The sequence below is a fragment of the Streptomyces sp. NPDC050738 genome (assembly GCF_040654175.1).
GTDB lineage: Bacteria > Actinomycetota > Actinomycetes > Streptomycetales > Streptomycetaceae > Streptomyces.
Map to the genome: position 1 here is coordinate 364919 of NZ_JBFAHN010000005.1, position 13393 is coordinate 378311.

The following is a 13393-nucleotide window of genomic DNA, read 5'->3' on the forward strand; positions in this document are numbered from 1 at the left end:
CGGTCCTGGCCAGTAATCTCAGCGCCCATGGAGCAGAGGCATCTCGGCCGTACGGGCCTGCGCGTATCCCGGATCGGGCTCGGCACCCTCACCTGGGGGCGTGACACCGACGAGCACGACGCCGCCGGACTGATGAAGGCGTTCTGGGAGGCGGGCGGCACGCTCGTCGACACGGCCGATGTGTACGGCGACGGTGAAGCGGAGTATCTCCTCGGGCAGTTGGTGGAGCGGCTGGTTCCGCGGCGCGACCTGGTCATCGCGACCAAGGCGGGCAGCGTGCCGGACCCGGACCGCCGCTTCAACGGCTCGCGCGGTCACCTGCTGTCGGCGCTCGACGCCTCGCTGGAACGGCTGGGAACCGACTACGTCGACGTGTGGCAGGTGCACGCCTTCGACCCCGAGACCCCGCTGGACGAGACGCTGCAGGCGCTGGACATCGCGGTCAGCAGCGGCCGGGCACGCTATGCGGGAGTCTCCAACTACTCCGGCTGGCAGCTGGCGAAGGCCGCCACCTGGCAGCTGGCGGCGCCCGGTGTGCGGACCCGGCTCGCCAGCACGCAGATGGAGTACTCGCTGCTGCAGCGCGGCGTGGAACGCGAGGTGCTCCCGGCCGCCCTGGACCTGGGGGTGGGGCTGCTGCCCTCGTCCCCGCTCGGTCGCGGGGTGCTGACCGGCAAGTACCGCAACGCCACGCCCGTCGACTCGCGCGGCGGCTCGGAGCATCTGGCGGCGTTCGTCGCGCCCTATCTCGACGAGACCGCGAGCCGGATCGTGGACGCGGTCGCCATAGCGGCGGACGGGCTCGCCACCACTCCGCTCGAGGTGGCGCTGGCCTGGGTCAGGGACCGGCCCGGCGTGGTCGCCCCGATCGTCGGCGCGCGCAACGCGCAGCAGCTCACGGCCGCATTGTCAGTGGAGGCGCTTAGTCTTCCGGATGAGATCTGCCGGGCTCTCGACGACGTGTCGGCGCCCATACACCGCTACCCCGACCAGGACTGGACCGAGCTGTGAGTACGGACCGCCTCGCCACCGAGGCCAGCACCGAGGCCGAGGCCGGCCAGGACACGGAGCCCTCCGGGGCGGACACCACGCCGGAGAGCGCCCCGCAGGAGAGCGCCCCGCAGGAGGTCGCGGCGGAGGATTCGGCGGAAGTCTCGGAAGAGACCGAAGGCGAAGACGAGACGGAGGCGGCGGGCGACGCCGAGGGCGCGGACGCGACCGCCGCCACCGCCGATGCCCCGGCCCTGTCCGAGGCGCAGGCCGAGCTCGCCGCCCAGCGGGAGTTGCGGGCGAAGATCGAGCAGCGCAAGGCGGAGAAGACCGCACCGGTCGCCGCGGGCACCTCGCTCAGCGGGACGGCCGCCGATCTGCTGGCTGCCGTACGGGCCGTGGAGAGCGGCGAGAAGCCCGCCTCCGCCTTCGTCCCGCAGACCGCGCCCGCCCCGCGGCGCCCCGAGCCCGCGGTGCCCGCTCCGGCACGGTCACAGGCGCCGGTGGTGTCCGCCGCCCCGGCCCCGGCCGGCGCCGGGCCGTCCACCGTCTCCGCCGTACAGGCCGTGCTCGCCGAGGGCGGTGCGCCCGAGTCCCTCTCCGGGCAGGCCGCGGAGGCGCTCGGTGAGCAGGCCGCGGATGCGCTGCGCGAAGACCCCTGGAAGCTCCTCTCGGTGCCCGGCGTGCGCCCCGAACAGGCCGACACCTTCGCCCGGGCCCTGCTCGGCGCCGAGTGCACGCCCGGTGACGAGCGACGTGCCGTCGCACTGGTCGGCTGGCTCCTGGAGCGGGGCGCCCTGCAGGGGCACACCGCGCTGGAGTCGTCGGCGCTGCTCGCGGCGCTCGCCGAGCGTTCCGTACCCGATCCGGACGAGGCTCTGCAGAGCGCGATCGAGGACGGCACCGTGCTGGTCTTCCGGGACCCGCTGGACGACGCGCCTGTCCCCGTGGCCGAGGAGGGCGAGGAGGAACCCGAGCAGCCGGTACGGATCCTGCTGGGCCTGGAGCGGTACGCAATGGCCGAGGAGAGCCTCGCGGACGGACTCGCCCGGCTGGGAGCCGCACCTGCCGCGCAGGAGGGTCCGGACTGGGAGTCCGCCACCGGGGACTCCGTCCCGCCGTCCGCCGCCGAACTGATCAAGGCCGTCGCCGCACACGGCCTGGTCGCCCACACGGGTGGCGAGGCCTCCCGTGCCGAGGTGACCGCGCTGGTCGCCGCGGCCCGCGCGCTCGGGCTGCGGGCCTGTGCCGCCGCCCACAGCGCCGACGGCAGGCGACGGCTGGCCGCGGACCTCGACGACGCCTCGGCCGCGGTCACCGTCTCCGGGCTGCTCTCCGGCGCGGAGGGGCCGGGCCGGGACGAGGACGGGGCCCTCGCCCTGGACCTGCTCGCGGTCGTGGACGCACCCCAGCTGGACGTCGAGACCGCCGCGATGGTCGTCGAGTCGCTCCCCGACGGCAGCCGGCTGGTCCTCAGCGGCGACCCCGGCGTGCTCGGCTCCGCAGGGGCGGGCCAGGTGTTCACCGATCTGCTGGCCGCCCGGGCGTGCCCGCAGATCGCCTCGCGCACGCCCGATCCCGGACCGATCGGCGAACTGGTCTCGGGGATCGGCATCGGCGAACTGAACAAGGTCGACGCACCTGGCAAGGAGGTCGTCATCGTCCCGGTGCGCGACGCGGGCGAGGCGGTTCACCGTACGGTCCAGCTCGTGGCCGACTCGGTGCCGCGGGCGATCGGCGTACCGGCGTCCGACACCCAGGTCATCACCCCGGGGCACGGAGGCGCGGCCGGCACCCGCGTCCTGAACGCCGCGCTCAAGGAGCGGCTCAACCCGGGTCCCGGCCGCTTCGCCGGCTTCGATCCCGGTGACCGCGTCGCCCATGTCGCGGCGCCCGGCAGGACGCTGCTGGGCACGGTGGTCTCGGCCGACGCCGATGGACTGCATCTGGACTGCGCGGGCACACCCGTGGTCGTACCGAAGGAGCAGGTGGAGTCGGCGCTGCGACACGGCTGGGCGCTCACCGCGCACCAGGCGGCCGGTATGCGGTGGCCCGCAGCCGTCGTCGTGCTGCCGGGGGACGCTGCCCAGGCGCTCAGCCGTCCGTGGGTCTACACCGCCTTCAGCCGCGGCGAGCGGCACTTGTCGGTGGTGCACGGGGTGGACCAGGCGCTGCCGCACGCGGTGGCCGGCGTACCGGCGCAGGAACGCACGACCCGGCTGCGGACGCTGCTGACGCCGTCCGCGCAGTAGCCGCACGGTGAAGGGCCGGTGCCGGAGGCTTCCGGTACCGGCCCTTCACCCGTTGTGAGGGGTCAGACCCCCTCGCCCTCCAGCACGTCCTCGTCCTCCTCCTCGTCGAGGAGTTCGTCCTCGTCGAAGACGGAACTGACGTCGAAGCGGCACACCACCTGGGTCGGATCGGCCTGGTCGAAGGGGGTGTTCAGCCACTCCCCCGGCTCCGGCAGCTCCTCCGCAGCGGACACCCACAGCGTCGAGTCGCCCTCTTCGAGGCCGAACTCCTTGTGACGGGAGGCGATTTCATCCGGTTCATACTCTCCGAAGAGCACGCCGACCGCCGCGTGGACGCTGCTGCCGACGATCGCGCCGACCGTCGTGTCCGCGTCCACGTCCGGGTCGAGATCGGCGATGCGCTGCGCCTGGGCGAGCAGCCGCTGGGGCTCCACCACCGCGTAGTCGCGGCGGATCAGCACGCTGAGCGCGTGCGGGTCCTCCGGCCCTCCATAGGGCGGGAGCGCGTCGTCGGCCCCGGGGATCTCGAAAGGGGTGACCTCGTCGTAGCGGTCGTAGAGCTTCTCGTCGTAGGTCTCGGCGGCCGAGGCGAGCGCGTTGAACGCTTCGTACACGGCCGGGTCGTCCTCTCCCGTGCGGGCTTCGACCGCCTCGAGGTGACGGTCCAGCGCGGCTTTGACCGCATCGGCGGCGGCACGTACCTCGGCAGCGGTGGGCTGCGCAGCATCAGACATGGGACAGACGCTATCCGTACAGGGCCTCTGCTTGCACAATAGATGCGATGCCGGAATACGAATTTGTCGACGTGTACGTTCCGCGCGGGGTCTCCCGCAACGATGCGACGCGCCTGCTGACCGACCACGCCGAGTACGGACACTGGGAGTTGGACCGACTGAGTCTGCACCGGGACGGCAGCCGCAGAGTGCGGCTGCGCCGGCGGATCATCCGCCAGGTGCGCGCCACCTGGTAGAGACGGATCGGGCCCCGCGATTGCGGGGCCCGATCCGTTGTTCGTACGCGCCGACTAGGCGGACGCGCGCGCCCTGCGGTAGAGAACCGCGCCCGCGAGGAGCAGTCCGGCACTGGCCGGGATCGCCATCTCGAGCGAGCCGGCGCCGGTGTGCGCGAGCTGCTGGGTGGGCTTCGGCATGGTGATGGTCTGCGTCACCGGGTTGTTCGGGTTGCTCGGCTTGCTCGGGGCATCCGGGGAGAGCGGGGGAATCGCCCGCGTGACCGGCTTGGTGGGCTCGTCCGGCGAGCTCGGATTACCGGGCTCGTGCGGCTTGCCCGGGTGGTGCGGCTTGCCCGGGTGATGCGGCTTACCGGGGTGGTGCGGCGTGCCGGGGCCGGTCGGAGTGCCCGCGCCCGAGTCGTTGGCGCAGCTGTTGCCGTCGGTGGCATTGCCGAGCCCGCCGATGGTGACACTGTTCCCACAGGCGTTCACGGGGACGTCCACGGGCACCTGGACGGCGTTGCCCGAGCCGACGCCGGGCGAGTCGGTGGTCTTGCCACCGGCGTTCGCTCCGCCACCGCTCTTGGACTTGCCGGACGTGTTGGTGCAGCGATTGCCGGACGCCGGATTGAGAAGCCCGACGACATTGACGGTGTTGCCGCACGCGTTGACCGGGATGTGTACCGGGACCTGAATCGCATTCCCGGACAGCACGCCCGGAGAATTCGAGGCGCTTCCGTTCGCCGACGAGTCGGCGTGCGCATAGCCGCCGCTCATGGCGAGTACACCGCTCGCGGCCGCCATCGTGATCAGGCCTTTTTTCGTGACCTGGCGCATAGGTTGGTTCCCTGCCTTCTGCCTTCCGGAAAGCCCGCGTGCTTCATTGCGCGCGAGCCGAAATGCCCTGCGGCCCCGGAGTGCATGGCGCGCACTCCGGGGCCGCCGGGACTCAGAGCCTCAGAGGCTCAAGCACAACGTCACTTGTTGATGCAGGTGTTGCCGAAGGTGGGGTTCAGCAGCCCGATCACGGAGACCGTGTTGCCGCACGCGTTCACCGGGATGTGGACGGGCACCTGGATGACGTTGCCCGAGACAACACCGGGAGAGTGCACTGCGGCACCCTGCGCACCCGAGTCGGCGACGGCCATACCCGCACCAGCGAGCACGAGACCACCAGTGACTGCCGCAGCAGCGACGACCTTCTTGATCATTTGTTCCTCCTTGTAGGCAAATGCAGTCCCAGCCGCGGACTGCACCACCTGTAACGAGGCGGAACCCAGGGGGCTACGAGCCTACGATCCCTTTCACTCTTTTCAGTCAAATAGCACGGGCAGCCGATTAGTTGGAGTGTCGTTTCAGCACTTGTCCAAGAATCGGTCCAGAACACGGACGCCGAACTTGAGCCCTTCGACAGGCACCCGCTCGTCGACGCCGTGGAACATTCCGGCGAAGTCCAGCTCCGGCGGCAGCTTGAGCGGCGCGAAACCGAAGCAGCGGATTCCCAGGTCGTCGAAGGACTTGGCGTCGGTGCCGCCGGAGAGCATGTACGGCACGGCGCGCGCGATCGGGTCCTCCGCCTTCAGCGCCACCTGCATGGCGTCCACGAGGTCCCCGTCGAAGCTGGTCTCCAGCGCCTTGTCGCCGTGCACGTCCTCGCGCTTGACCCGCGGGCCGAGGATCCTGTCGAGGTCGGTGAGGAACTCCTCCTCGTACCCCGGCAGGAAGCGCCCGTCGACATGGGCGGTGGCCTGCCCGGGGATGACGTTGACCTTGTACCCGGCGCCGAGCATGGTCGGTGCGGCCGAGTTCTTCAGCGTCGCGCCGATCATCTTGGCGATCCCGCCGAGCTTCGCGAGGGTGGCCTCCATGTCCTCCGGGTCGAGCGGGGTGCCCAGCGCGTCGGAGAGCTCGTCGAGGAAGGACCGCACGGTCTTCGTCACCCGCACCGGCCACTTGTGGTTGCCGAGCCGGCCGACGGCCTCGCACAGCTCGGTGATGGCGTTGTCGTTGTTGGTCATCGACCCGTGCCCGGCGGTGCCGTCCACGGTGAGCCGCATCCAGTGCATGCCCTTCTGGGCCGTCTCCACGAGATACAGCCGCAGGTTCTCGTTGACGGTGAAGGAGAAACCGCCCACCTCGCCGATGGCCTCGGTCACGCCCTCGAAGAGGTCCGGGTGCTTGTCGACGAGGTGCCGGGCGCCGTACGTGCCGCCGGCCTCCTCGTCGGCGAGGAAGGCCAGCACGATGTCGCGCGGGGGCTTGCGGCCGCTGCGCATCCGGTCCCGTACGACCGCGAGGGTCATCGCGTCCATGTCCTTCATGTCGACCGCGCCGCGGCCCCAGACGCACCCGTCCGCGATCTCCCCCGCGAAGGGGTGGTGCGTCCAGTCCTGGGCATTGGCCGGCACGACATCGGTGTGCCCGTGGATGAGCAGCGCGGGCCGCGAGGGGTCCTCGCCCTGGATACGGGCCACGGTCGAGGCCCGCCCGGGGTGGGACTCGAAGATCTGCGGCTCCAGCCCGACCTCGGCGAGCTTCTCCGCCACGTACTCGGCGGCGGCCCGCTCGCCCGGTCCCGAGTGGTCGCCGTAGTTGCTGGTGTCGATCCGGATCAGATCGCGGCAGAGGTCGGTGACCTCGTCCTCGCCGGAGACGTATCGGCTCGTGCTCGACTCGCTCACGCTGTTTCCTCTCACCGTCGGTGCAGGTGGTCCACCTCCCCCATCCTTACGCGCCCACCCCCCGACCCCCAAGAGCGGCCGCCCGCCGACACACGGCGTTCACGCAGGCCAGAGGGGTGATCGAGCACCCTCAGATGTTTGCTATTGTTTTCCACGTCGGAACGGCCGCAAGGCCGCGAGACAGACACCTTGTCCGGGTGGCGGAATGGCAGACGCGCTAGCTTGAGGTGCTAGTGCCCTTTATCGGGCGTGGGGGTTCAAGTCCCCCCTCGGACACCATGCAGTACATGACAAAGAGCTGGTCAGGAGCGATCCTGGCCGGCTTTTTGCGTTGTGCCGCGACGGCGGACGCCTGACGGTCGGGAAACGGTCAACAGGCTCGGCTGTCAGCCGAGTTGGGCCCAGGAGGGCACGGCACCCGCGAGCTGGCAGATCATCAGGTAGAGCGGGATCGGCGGGGTGTACGGCACTTTGGCGTCCGGCCAGTGGATCAGGCGGGGACGGCCTGCGGGGATACACGCACCAGGGGCGTAATGGGCGGGTTCGGGCCACCGCAGGTCGCGGTCGGAGCCCGCCGGGACGATCCACCACCACCAGCCGGTGTCGGTGTCGGCGAAGACGCTGCCGGGGCGCGACAGACGCGCCATGAGACGCAGCCCGTAGTGCTCGGGCACGCCTACGGCATCACAGCCGAGCGGGGTCCAGAGCGCGGGGTCGCGGGAGAGTACGGCCCTCAGCACGGCAGCTCCGCCCAGACCGTACGACCCGGGGCACGCTCTTCGGTCTGCACGCCCCAGGCGGTGCTGACGGCATCGACCAGCAGGAGTCCGCGGCCGTGCTCGCCCTGGGGTGCACGGCAGAGCCGGGGCCCGTCGGGTACCCGGCCCCCGTCCTGCACGGAAATACGGAGCACTCCCTGGACGGCGCTCAGCTCACCGCGCACACGGTCACCGCAGGCGTGCACCACCGCATTGGTGACCAGTTCGGAGACCACCAGCGCGGCGGTGTCGCCGGTCTCCTCGGAGAAGCCCCAGCCGGCCAGCCGGTGCATCACCAACCGGCGTGCCTGGCCCACCGATTCGGGACGTGCTCGTAAATCGAACCCGTACCGGCGCCCGGTCGGAAGCAGGGGGACGAGCGCACTGCCAGAAGCCACGACGAGATCCTCACCACGGGGAGACAGCTCCGGCTCACGCCTCCCCCCGGGGGCGCGCGGCAGCCGCGTGAACTAGTTCAGTGATCTACTGTCCACCCGTCACCGACACCTTGGCAAGAGGCACTCTGAAATATGCAGAGTGGTGTGTCCGGGACACGGACGGCATGGCACACTGCTCCCAACTGCCCATGCGGAGGTTTGAGTTGAGTGAACCGCGGTCCGCCCCCACCGTTGGCCAGGTCGTTCTCGGAAAGCGCTTGCTGGATCTGCGTGAACGAGCGGGACTCAGCCGTGAACAGGCCGGGAAGGTTCTGCGGGTCACCCCTGCCACGATCCGTCGGATGGAGACGGCAGAGGTCGCACTGAAGATCCCCTATGTGCAGCTGCTCCTGAAGGCCTACGGCATTACGGAGCAGGAGTCCGAGTCCTTCGTGGAGCTGACGGAGGAGGCCAACAAGCCAGGGTGGTGGCAGAGTTTCCACGGCATCCTGCCCGATTGGTTCTCCATGTACGTCAGCCTGGAGGGCGCGGCAAGCCTGGTCAGGCAGTATGAACCGCACTTCGTGCCCGGCATGCTGCAGACCGAGGAGTACGCACTCCACGTGCTGCGCGGCGGAGCAGTCGGCCAGACCCGACCCGAAGACATCGAGCGCCATGTGGCGCTGCGGATGGAGCGGCAGTCACTGCTTGCCAGGCACGACTCCCCCAAGCTGTGGGTCGTCATGGACGAAACGGTTTTTCGCCGGCCTGTGGGCACACCGGCCATCATGCGGGCCCAGATCGACCGGCTGATCGAGGCCGCCGAACTGCCTCATGTCACGCTGCAGATCGCCGAGTTCGCGACAGGGCATCACCCGGGTACGTACGGACCCTTCGTGCTCTTCCGGTTCGCGATCCCCGAGCTGCCCGACATGGTCTACAGCGAGTATCTGACCGGCGCCGTCTATCTCGACGGACGGACCGAGGTGGCCGCCCACCTCGAGGTGATGGACCGCATGGCGGCCCAGGCGGCGACTGCACAACGCACGAAGGAGCTCCTGAGGGATCTCCGCAAGGAGCTGTGAATGGATCGCATCTACAACGGCATGCCCGCCGCGGATCTCGGTGCCGAAGGCTGGCGCAAGCCGTGGAGCGGTGGCAACGGAGGCAACTGCGTGGAGGCCATGAAGCTGGCCGACGGCAGAATCGCCCTGCGCCAGTCCGCCGACCCTGACGGCCCCGCTCTCATCTACACCCACGGCGAGATCAGCGCGTTCATCCTGGGCGCAAAGGCCGGCAACGCCGACTTCCTCGTCAACTGACACCCCCCGCATAGGAGCTTTTGATGACGGAGATCGACACCACCAAGCCGCACCCGGCCCGGATGTACGACTGGTTCCTCGGTGGCAAGGACAACTACCCGGTCGACCAGGCCATGGCGGAGCAGCTGCTCCAACTCGACCCCCGGGGACGGGAGATGGCCCTGACCAACCGGGCCTTCATGCACCGGGCGACCCGGTGGCTCGCCGAGTCGGCCGGGGTGCGCCAGTTCCTGGACATCGGTACGGGCATACCGACCGAGCCCAATCTCCACCAGATCGCGCAGCGGTCCGCCCCTGACGCGCGGATCGTGTACTGCGACAACGACCCGATCGTGCTGGCGCATGCCGAGGCGCTCCTGCGGTCCACTCCCGAGGGCGTGACCGAGTACGTACAGGCCGATGCCCGGGATCCGCAGACCATCCTGGAGCAGGCGAAGAAGACCCTGGACTTCGAGAAGCCGGTCGCGCTGTCGCTCGTGGCGCTGCTGCACTTCATCGAGGACGGCGACGCCCACACGCTGGTGAACCGGCTGGTGGAGCAGTTGCCGTCCGGGAGTTTCGTGGTCATCTCCCATGTCACAGGGGACTTCGACCTCGAGGGCGCGGCGAAGGCCGCCGCCATGTACCGGGAGCGCGGGATGACCCTGCGGCTGCGTACGCGGGACGAAGTCACCGCGTTCTTCGACGGGTTGGAGCTCGTCGGCAGCGGAGTGGAGCTGGCCGCCGAGTGGAAGAGCGAACTCGGTGAGCGGGTGCCCGTCGCGGGCGACGCCCCGATCCCGGGGTGGGTGGGCGTCGCCCGCAAGGCCTGACGCAAGAGTTCAGTGGCCCCGCCGGAGCCAGTCCTCCAGGTGCGGGGCCTCTGCGCCGATGGTGGTCGCATCGCCGTGGCCGGTACGGACCTCGGTCTCGGGCGGCAGCGTCAGCAGCCGTTCGCGGATCGAGTCGACGATCGTCGGGAAGTGCGAGTACGAGCGGCCGGTCGCGCCCGGACCGCCCTGGAAGAGCGTGTCACCGGTGAAGACGGTGGCGAGCCCGGGTGCGTACAGGCAGACCGCGCCCGGTGCGTGGCCGGGTGTGTGCAGGACCGTGAGCTCCGTGCCGGCCACCGGCAGCCGCTGGCCGTCGGCCAGTTCGGCGTCGGGGGCGCGGTCCGGGTGGGTCTGCTTCCACAGTTCGAGGTCGTCCGGGTGGAGCAGGACCGGGGCGCCCGTGGCGGCCGCGAGGGCCGGGGCCGCGTCGATGTGGTCGTTGTGCGCGTGCGTGCAGATGATCGCGCGCAGGGTACGGCCGCCGAGTGCGGCCAGGATCGCCTCGGCGTCGTGCGCCGCGTCGATGACGACGGCTTCCGTGTCGTCGCCGACGATCCAGACGTTGTTGTCGACGTCCCAGGTGCCGCCGTCGAGCGAAAAAGTGCCCGAGGTGACGAGGTGGTCGATGCGGGCCGCCATCAGAAGACCACCACCGAGCGCAGGACATCGCCTTCGTGCATCCGCTCGAAGGCCTTCTCGACCTCGCCCAGCGCGATCGTCTCGGTGACGAACGCGCCGAGGTCGATCCGGCCCTGCTGGTGCAGGTCGATGAGCATCGGGAAGTCCCGGGAGGGCAGGCAGTCCCCGTACCAGGACGACTTGAGCGCACCGCCGCGCCCGAAGACGTCGATGAGCGGCAGTTCCAGCTTCATGTCGGGCGTCGGGACGCCGACCAGGACGACGGTCCCGGCCAGGTCGCGTGCGTAGAAGGCCTGTTGGTACGTCTCGGGGCGGCCGACCGCCTCGATGACGACGTCGGCGCCGAAGCCCCCGGTGAGCTCGCGGATCGCCTCGACCGGGTCCGTGGAGCGGGAGTTGACGGTGTGCGTGGCACCCATCGACTGCGCGGTGGCGAGCTTGCGGTCGTCGATGTCGACCGCGATGATCTTCGACGCGCCCGCGAGGCGCGCACCGACCACGGCCGCATCCCCGACGCCGCCGCAGCCGATGACCGCGACGGTGTCGCCGCGGCCGACCTGGCCGGTGTTGATCGCGGCGCCGATGCCCGCCATCACGCCGCAGCCGAGGAGGCCCGCGACGGCCGGGGAGACGGACGGGTCGACCTTGGTGCACTGGCCCGCGGCGACCAGGGTCTTCTCGGCGAAGGCGCCGATGCCCAGCGCCGGGGAGAGTTCGGTCCCGTCGAGGAGGGTCATCTTCTGCGTGGCGTTGTGGGTGTCGAAGCAGTACTGCGGGCGGCCGCGCAGGCAGGCCCGGCAATTGCCGCACACCGCACGCCAGTTGAGGATCACGAAGTCGCCGGGGGCGACGTCGGTGACGCCGTCCCCGACCGACTCGACGATGCCTGCCGCCTCATGGCCGAGGAGGAAGGGGAAGTCGTCGTTGATCCCGCCCTGCTTGTAGTGCAGATCGGTGTGACAGACCCCGCAGGCCTGGATCTTGACCACTGCTTCACCGGGGCCGGGATCGGGGACGATGATCGTCTCCACGCGGACCGGCTCGTTCTTGCCGGGGGCGATGACCCCCTGGACCTGCTGTGCCATACCGTCTGCAGCCTTCCGTCTCGCCGAGTGGTCGCTCGGGGCTATTCTCCCAGGCCCTGGCGCTCGGCGGCGACCTCCTGGACCCTTCCGCGTACGAGGAACCAGCCGCCGACCAGTGCCGCGGCGATCAGCGGCAGGCAGTAGACGGTGGTGCGGCCGATTCCGCCGCCCCACCACATCAGGAAGACGACGGCGGCCAGGAAGGCGAGCGTGACGATCTGGGTGTACGGGGCCCACGGCAGCCGGTAGCCGGGGCGGGTGACCCTGCCGTCCTGCGCGCGGCGCCAGAACAGCAGCGAGCAGAGCATGATCATGCCCCAGGTGCCGAGGATGCCGATCGAGGCGAAGTTGAGCACGATCTCGAAGGCCTCGCCCGGGAACCGGTAGTTCAGCGCGACGCCCAGGACGCCGAAGCCCGCGGTCAGCAGGATGCCGCCGTAGGGGACCTTGCCCTTGTTCATCAGGCCGGTGAACCGGGGCGCGGAGCCGGAGAGGGACATCGAGCGCAGGATGCGGCCGGTGGAGTACAGACCGGAGTTGAGGCTGGAGAGGGCGGCGGTGAGGACCACCAGATTCATCACGCCGGCCGCGCCCGGGACACCGAGCTTGTCCAGGACGGTGACGAAGGGGCTCTCGCCGTCGGAGTACGAGGTGTACGGGAGCAGCAGCGCGAGCAGGACCACCGAGCCGACGTAGAAGATGCCCACGCGCCACATGATCGAGTTGATCGCCTTGGGCATGATCTTCTCGGGGTGCTCGGTCTCGCCCGCGGCGACGCCGCACAGTTCCACGGAGGCGTACGCGAAGACGACGCCCTGGATGACGAGCAGCATCGGCATCATGCCGCTGGGGAAGATGCCGCCGTTGTCACCGATGGTGGAGAAGCCGGGGGTGTGGCCGTCGACCGAGTGCTGGGTGACGACCAGATAGATGCCGACGCACATGAAGGCGACCAGCGCTGCGACCTTGATGATGGAGAACCAGAACTCCATTTCGCCGAAGTACTTCACCGAGATCAGGTTGGCGGTGAGGACCACGGCGAGGGCCACGAGCGCGCAGACCCACTGCGGGACCGAGCTGAACACCGCCCAGAAGTGGGCGTAGGTGGCGGCGGCCGTGATGTCGGCGACCGCGGTGGTGGACCAGTTGAGGAAGTAGAGCCAGCCCGCGCTGTACGCGCCCTTCTCGCCCATGAACTCCCGGGCGTAGGAGACGAATGCGCCGGAGGAGGGGCGGTAGAGGACGAGCTCGCCGAGTGCCCGTACGACGAAGAAGGCGAAGACTCCGCAGACCGCGTAGGCGATCGCGAGGGAGGGGCCCGCACCGGCCATCCGGCCGCCGGCGCCGAGGAAGAGGCCGGTGCCTATCGCGCCGCCTATCGCGATCATGTTGATGTGACGCGACTTGAGGTCCTTGCTGTACCCCTCGTCCCCGGCGTCGACGTGTGGGGCGGTCTCGGCCGGAGCGGTGGTGAGGTCACTCATGCGGGTGCGTTGCCTTACGTGGGGGGTCACGATCAAGGCGA

At 70.0% G+C, this 13393-nt stretch carries 15 protein-coding genes and 1 tRNA gene; 7 read left to right on the forward strand and 9 right to left on the reverse strand.

What is annotated here, in order from left to right:
• Window positions 1-27 precede the first annotated feature (27 nt).
• Both AB0H78_RS16090 and AB0H78_RS16095 read left to right on the forward strand, forming a co-directional pair.
• Entirely contained in the window at window positions 28-1011 is a 984-nt protein-coding gene (locus AB0H78_RS16090; RefSeq protein ID WP_363234999.1) for an aldo/keto reductase, read from the forward strand.
• Window positions 1008-3242 carry a helix-hairpin-helix domain-containing protein gene (locus AB0H78_RS16095; protein WP_363235000.1) on the forward strand — a complete coding sequence of 745 codons (2235 nt, stop codon included), beginning with the start codon at window positions 1008-1010 and terminating at the stop codon, window positions 3240-3242. The genes AB0H78_RS16090 and AB0H78_RS16095 overlap by 4 nt, the downstream gene beginning before the upstream one ends.
• 62 nt (window positions 3243-3304) lie before the next feature.
• Here AB0H78_RS16095 and AB0H78_RS16100 read toward each other — a convergent pair whose 3' ends face one another.
• On the reverse strand, window positions 3305-3976 hold the full coding sequence (locus tag AB0H78_RS16100; protein WP_363235001.1) for a hypothetical protein: 672 nt from the start codon (window positions 3974-3976) through the stop codon (window positions 3305-3307).
• A 47-nt stretch (window positions 3977-4023) separates the two neighbouring features.
• Between AB0H78_RS16100 and AB0H78_RS16105 the strand changes: the two genes are divergently transcribed.
• On the forward strand, window positions 4024-4212 hold the full coding sequence (locus AB0H78_RS16105) for a DUF5703 family protein (protein WP_363235002.1): 189 nt from the start codon (window positions 4024-4026) through the stop codon (window positions 4210-4212).
• A gap of 54 nt (window positions 4213-4266) precedes the next feature.
• Here the strand turns inward: AB0H78_RS16105 and AB0H78_RS16110 are convergent, their stop codons facing one another.
• The 3 genes from AB0H78_RS16110 to AB0H78_RS16120 all read right to left on the reverse strand — a co-directional run bounded on the left by AB0H78_RS16110 (window position 4267) and on the right by AB0H78_RS16120 (window position 6875).
• Entirely contained in the window at window positions 4267-5031 is a 765-nt protein-coding gene (locus AB0H78_RS16110; protein ID WP_363235003.1) for a chaplin family protein, read from the reverse strand.
• 140 nt (window positions 5032-5171) lie between these two features.
• On the reverse strand, window positions 5172-5405 hold the full coding sequence (gene chpH / locus AB0H78_RS16115) for a chaplin ChpH (protein ID WP_363235004.1): 234 nt from the start codon (window positions 5403-5405) through the stop codon (window positions 5172-5174).
• A 144-nt stretch (window positions 5406-5549) separates the two neighbouring features.
• Window positions 5550-6875 carry a M20/M25/M40 family metallo-hydrolase gene (locus AB0H78_RS16120; RefSeq protein ID WP_363235005.1) on the reverse strand — a complete coding sequence of 442 codons (1326 nt, stop codon included), beginning with the start codon at window positions 6873-6875 and terminating at the stop codon, window positions 5550-5552.
• Window positions 6876-7066: 191 nt separating this feature from the next.
• On the opposite strand from AB0H78_RS16120, the gene AB0H78_RS16125 reads away from it, so the two are divergent.
• Window positions 7067-7154 (forward strand) — tRNA-Leu (locus tag AB0H78_RS16125).
• 107 nt (window positions 7155-7261) lie between these two features.
• On the opposite strand, the gene AB0H78_RS16130 is transcribed toward AB0H78_RS16125, so the two are convergent.
• Window positions 7262-7615 (reverse strand): hypothetical protein, encoded by a 354-nt coding sequence (locus tag AB0H78_RS16130; protein ID WP_363235006.1) that lies wholly within the window; start codon window positions 7613-7615, stop codon window positions 7262-7264.
• Complete coding sequence (locus tag AB0H78_RS16135; RefSeq protein ID WP_363235007.1) at window positions 7609-8031, reverse strand: ATP-binding protein; 423 nt, start codon at window positions 8029-8031, stop codon at window positions 7609-7611. Before AB0H78_RS16135 ends, AB0H78_RS16130 begins: the two co-directional genes overlap by 7 nt.
• 203 nt (window positions 8032-8234) lie before the next feature.
• On the opposite strand from AB0H78_RS16135, the gene AB0H78_RS16140 reads away from it, so the two are divergent.
• From AB0H78_RS16140 to AB0H78_RS16150, 3 genes are read left to right on the forward strand one after another with little or no spacing between them, the layout of a single operon-like run.
• The gene (locus AB0H78_RS16140; protein WP_363235008.1) at window positions 8235-9095 is read left to right on the forward strand and encodes a helix-turn-helix transcriptional regulator; all 861 of its coding nucleotides are present in this window, start codon (window positions 8235-8237) and stop codon (window positions 9093-9095) included.
• A complete protein-coding gene (locus AB0H78_RS16145; RefSeq protein WP_363235009.1) occupies window positions 9096-9332 on the forward strand; it encodes a DUF397 domain-containing protein in 237 nt (78 codons plus the stop codon).
• A gap of 23 nt (window positions 9333-9355) precedes the next feature.
• Window positions 9356-10144 carry an SAM-dependent methyltransferase gene (locus tag AB0H78_RS16150; RefSeq protein ID WP_363235010.1) on the forward strand — a complete coding sequence of 263 codons (789 nt, stop codon included), beginning with the start codon at window positions 9356-9358 and terminating at the stop codon, window positions 10142-10144.
• A 9-nt stretch (window positions 10145-10153) separates the two neighbouring features.
• Here AB0H78_RS16150 and AB0H78_RS16155 read toward each other — a convergent pair whose 3' ends face one another.
• From AB0H78_RS16155 to AB0H78_RS16165, 3 genes are read right to left on the reverse strand one after another with little or no spacing between them, the layout of a single operon-like run.
• Entirely contained in the window at window positions 10154-10783 is a 630-nt protein-coding gene (locus AB0H78_RS16155) for an MBL fold metallo-hydrolase (protein WP_363235011.1), read from the reverse strand.
• Complete coding sequence (locus AB0H78_RS16160; RefSeq protein ID WP_363235012.1) at window positions 10783-11868, reverse strand: S-(hydroxymethyl)mycothiol dehydrogenase; 1086 nt, start codon at window positions 11866-11868, stop codon at window positions 10783-10785. Before AB0H78_RS16160 ends, AB0H78_RS16155 begins: the two co-directional genes overlap by 1 nt.
• Before the next feature lie 41 nt (window positions 11869-11909).
• Entirely contained in the window at window positions 11910-13352 is a 1443-nt protein-coding gene (locus tag AB0H78_RS16165) for an amino acid permease (protein ID WP_363235013.1), read from the reverse strand.
• Window positions 13353-13393 lie beyond the last annotated feature (41 nt).

Excerpts from the sequence above, each read along its gene's own strand:
- AB0H78_RS16165 (WP_363235013.1), bottom strand. The coding sequence starts at position 13,352 with ATGAGTGACCTCACCACCGCTCCGGCCGAGACCGCCCCACACGTCGAC.
- AB0H78_RS16105 (WP_363235002.1), top strand. The coding sequence starts at position 4,024 with ATGCCGGAATACGAATTTGTCGACGTGTACGTTCCGCGCGGGGTCTCC.
- AB0H78_RS16090 (WP_363234999.1), top strand. The coding sequence starts at position 28 with ATGGAGCAGAGGCATCTCGGCCGTACGGGCCTGCGCGTATCCCGGATC.
- AB0H78_RS16145 (WP_363235009.1), top strand. The coding sequence starts at position 9,096 with ATGGATCGCATCTACAACGGCATGCCCGCCGCGGATCTCGGTGCCGAA.
- AB0H78_RS16155 (WP_363235011.1), bottom strand. The coding sequence starts at position 10,783 with ATGGCGGCCCGCATCGACCACCTCGTCACCTCGGGCACTTTTTCGCTC.
- AB0H78_RS16100 (WP_363235001.1), bottom strand. The coding sequence starts at position 3,976 with ATGTCTGATGCTGCGCAGCCCACCGCTGCCGAGGTACGTGCCGCCGCC.
- AB0H78_RS16110 (WP_363235003.1), bottom strand. The coding sequence starts at position 5,031 with ATGCGCCAGGTCACGAAAAAAGGCCTGATCACGATGGCGGCCGCGAGC.
- AB0H78_RS16160 (WP_363235012.1), bottom strand. The coding sequence starts at position 11,868 with ATGGCACAGCAGGTCCAGGGGGTCATCGCCCCCGGCAAGAACGAGCCG.
- chpH (WP_363235004.1), bottom strand. The coding sequence starts at position 5,405 with ATGATCAAGAAGGTCGTCGCTGCTGCGGCAGTCACTGGTGGTCTCGTG.
- AB0H78_RS16150 (WP_363235010.1), top strand. The coding sequence starts at position 9,356 with ATGACGGAGATCGACACCACCAAGCCGCACCCGGCCCGGATGTACGAC.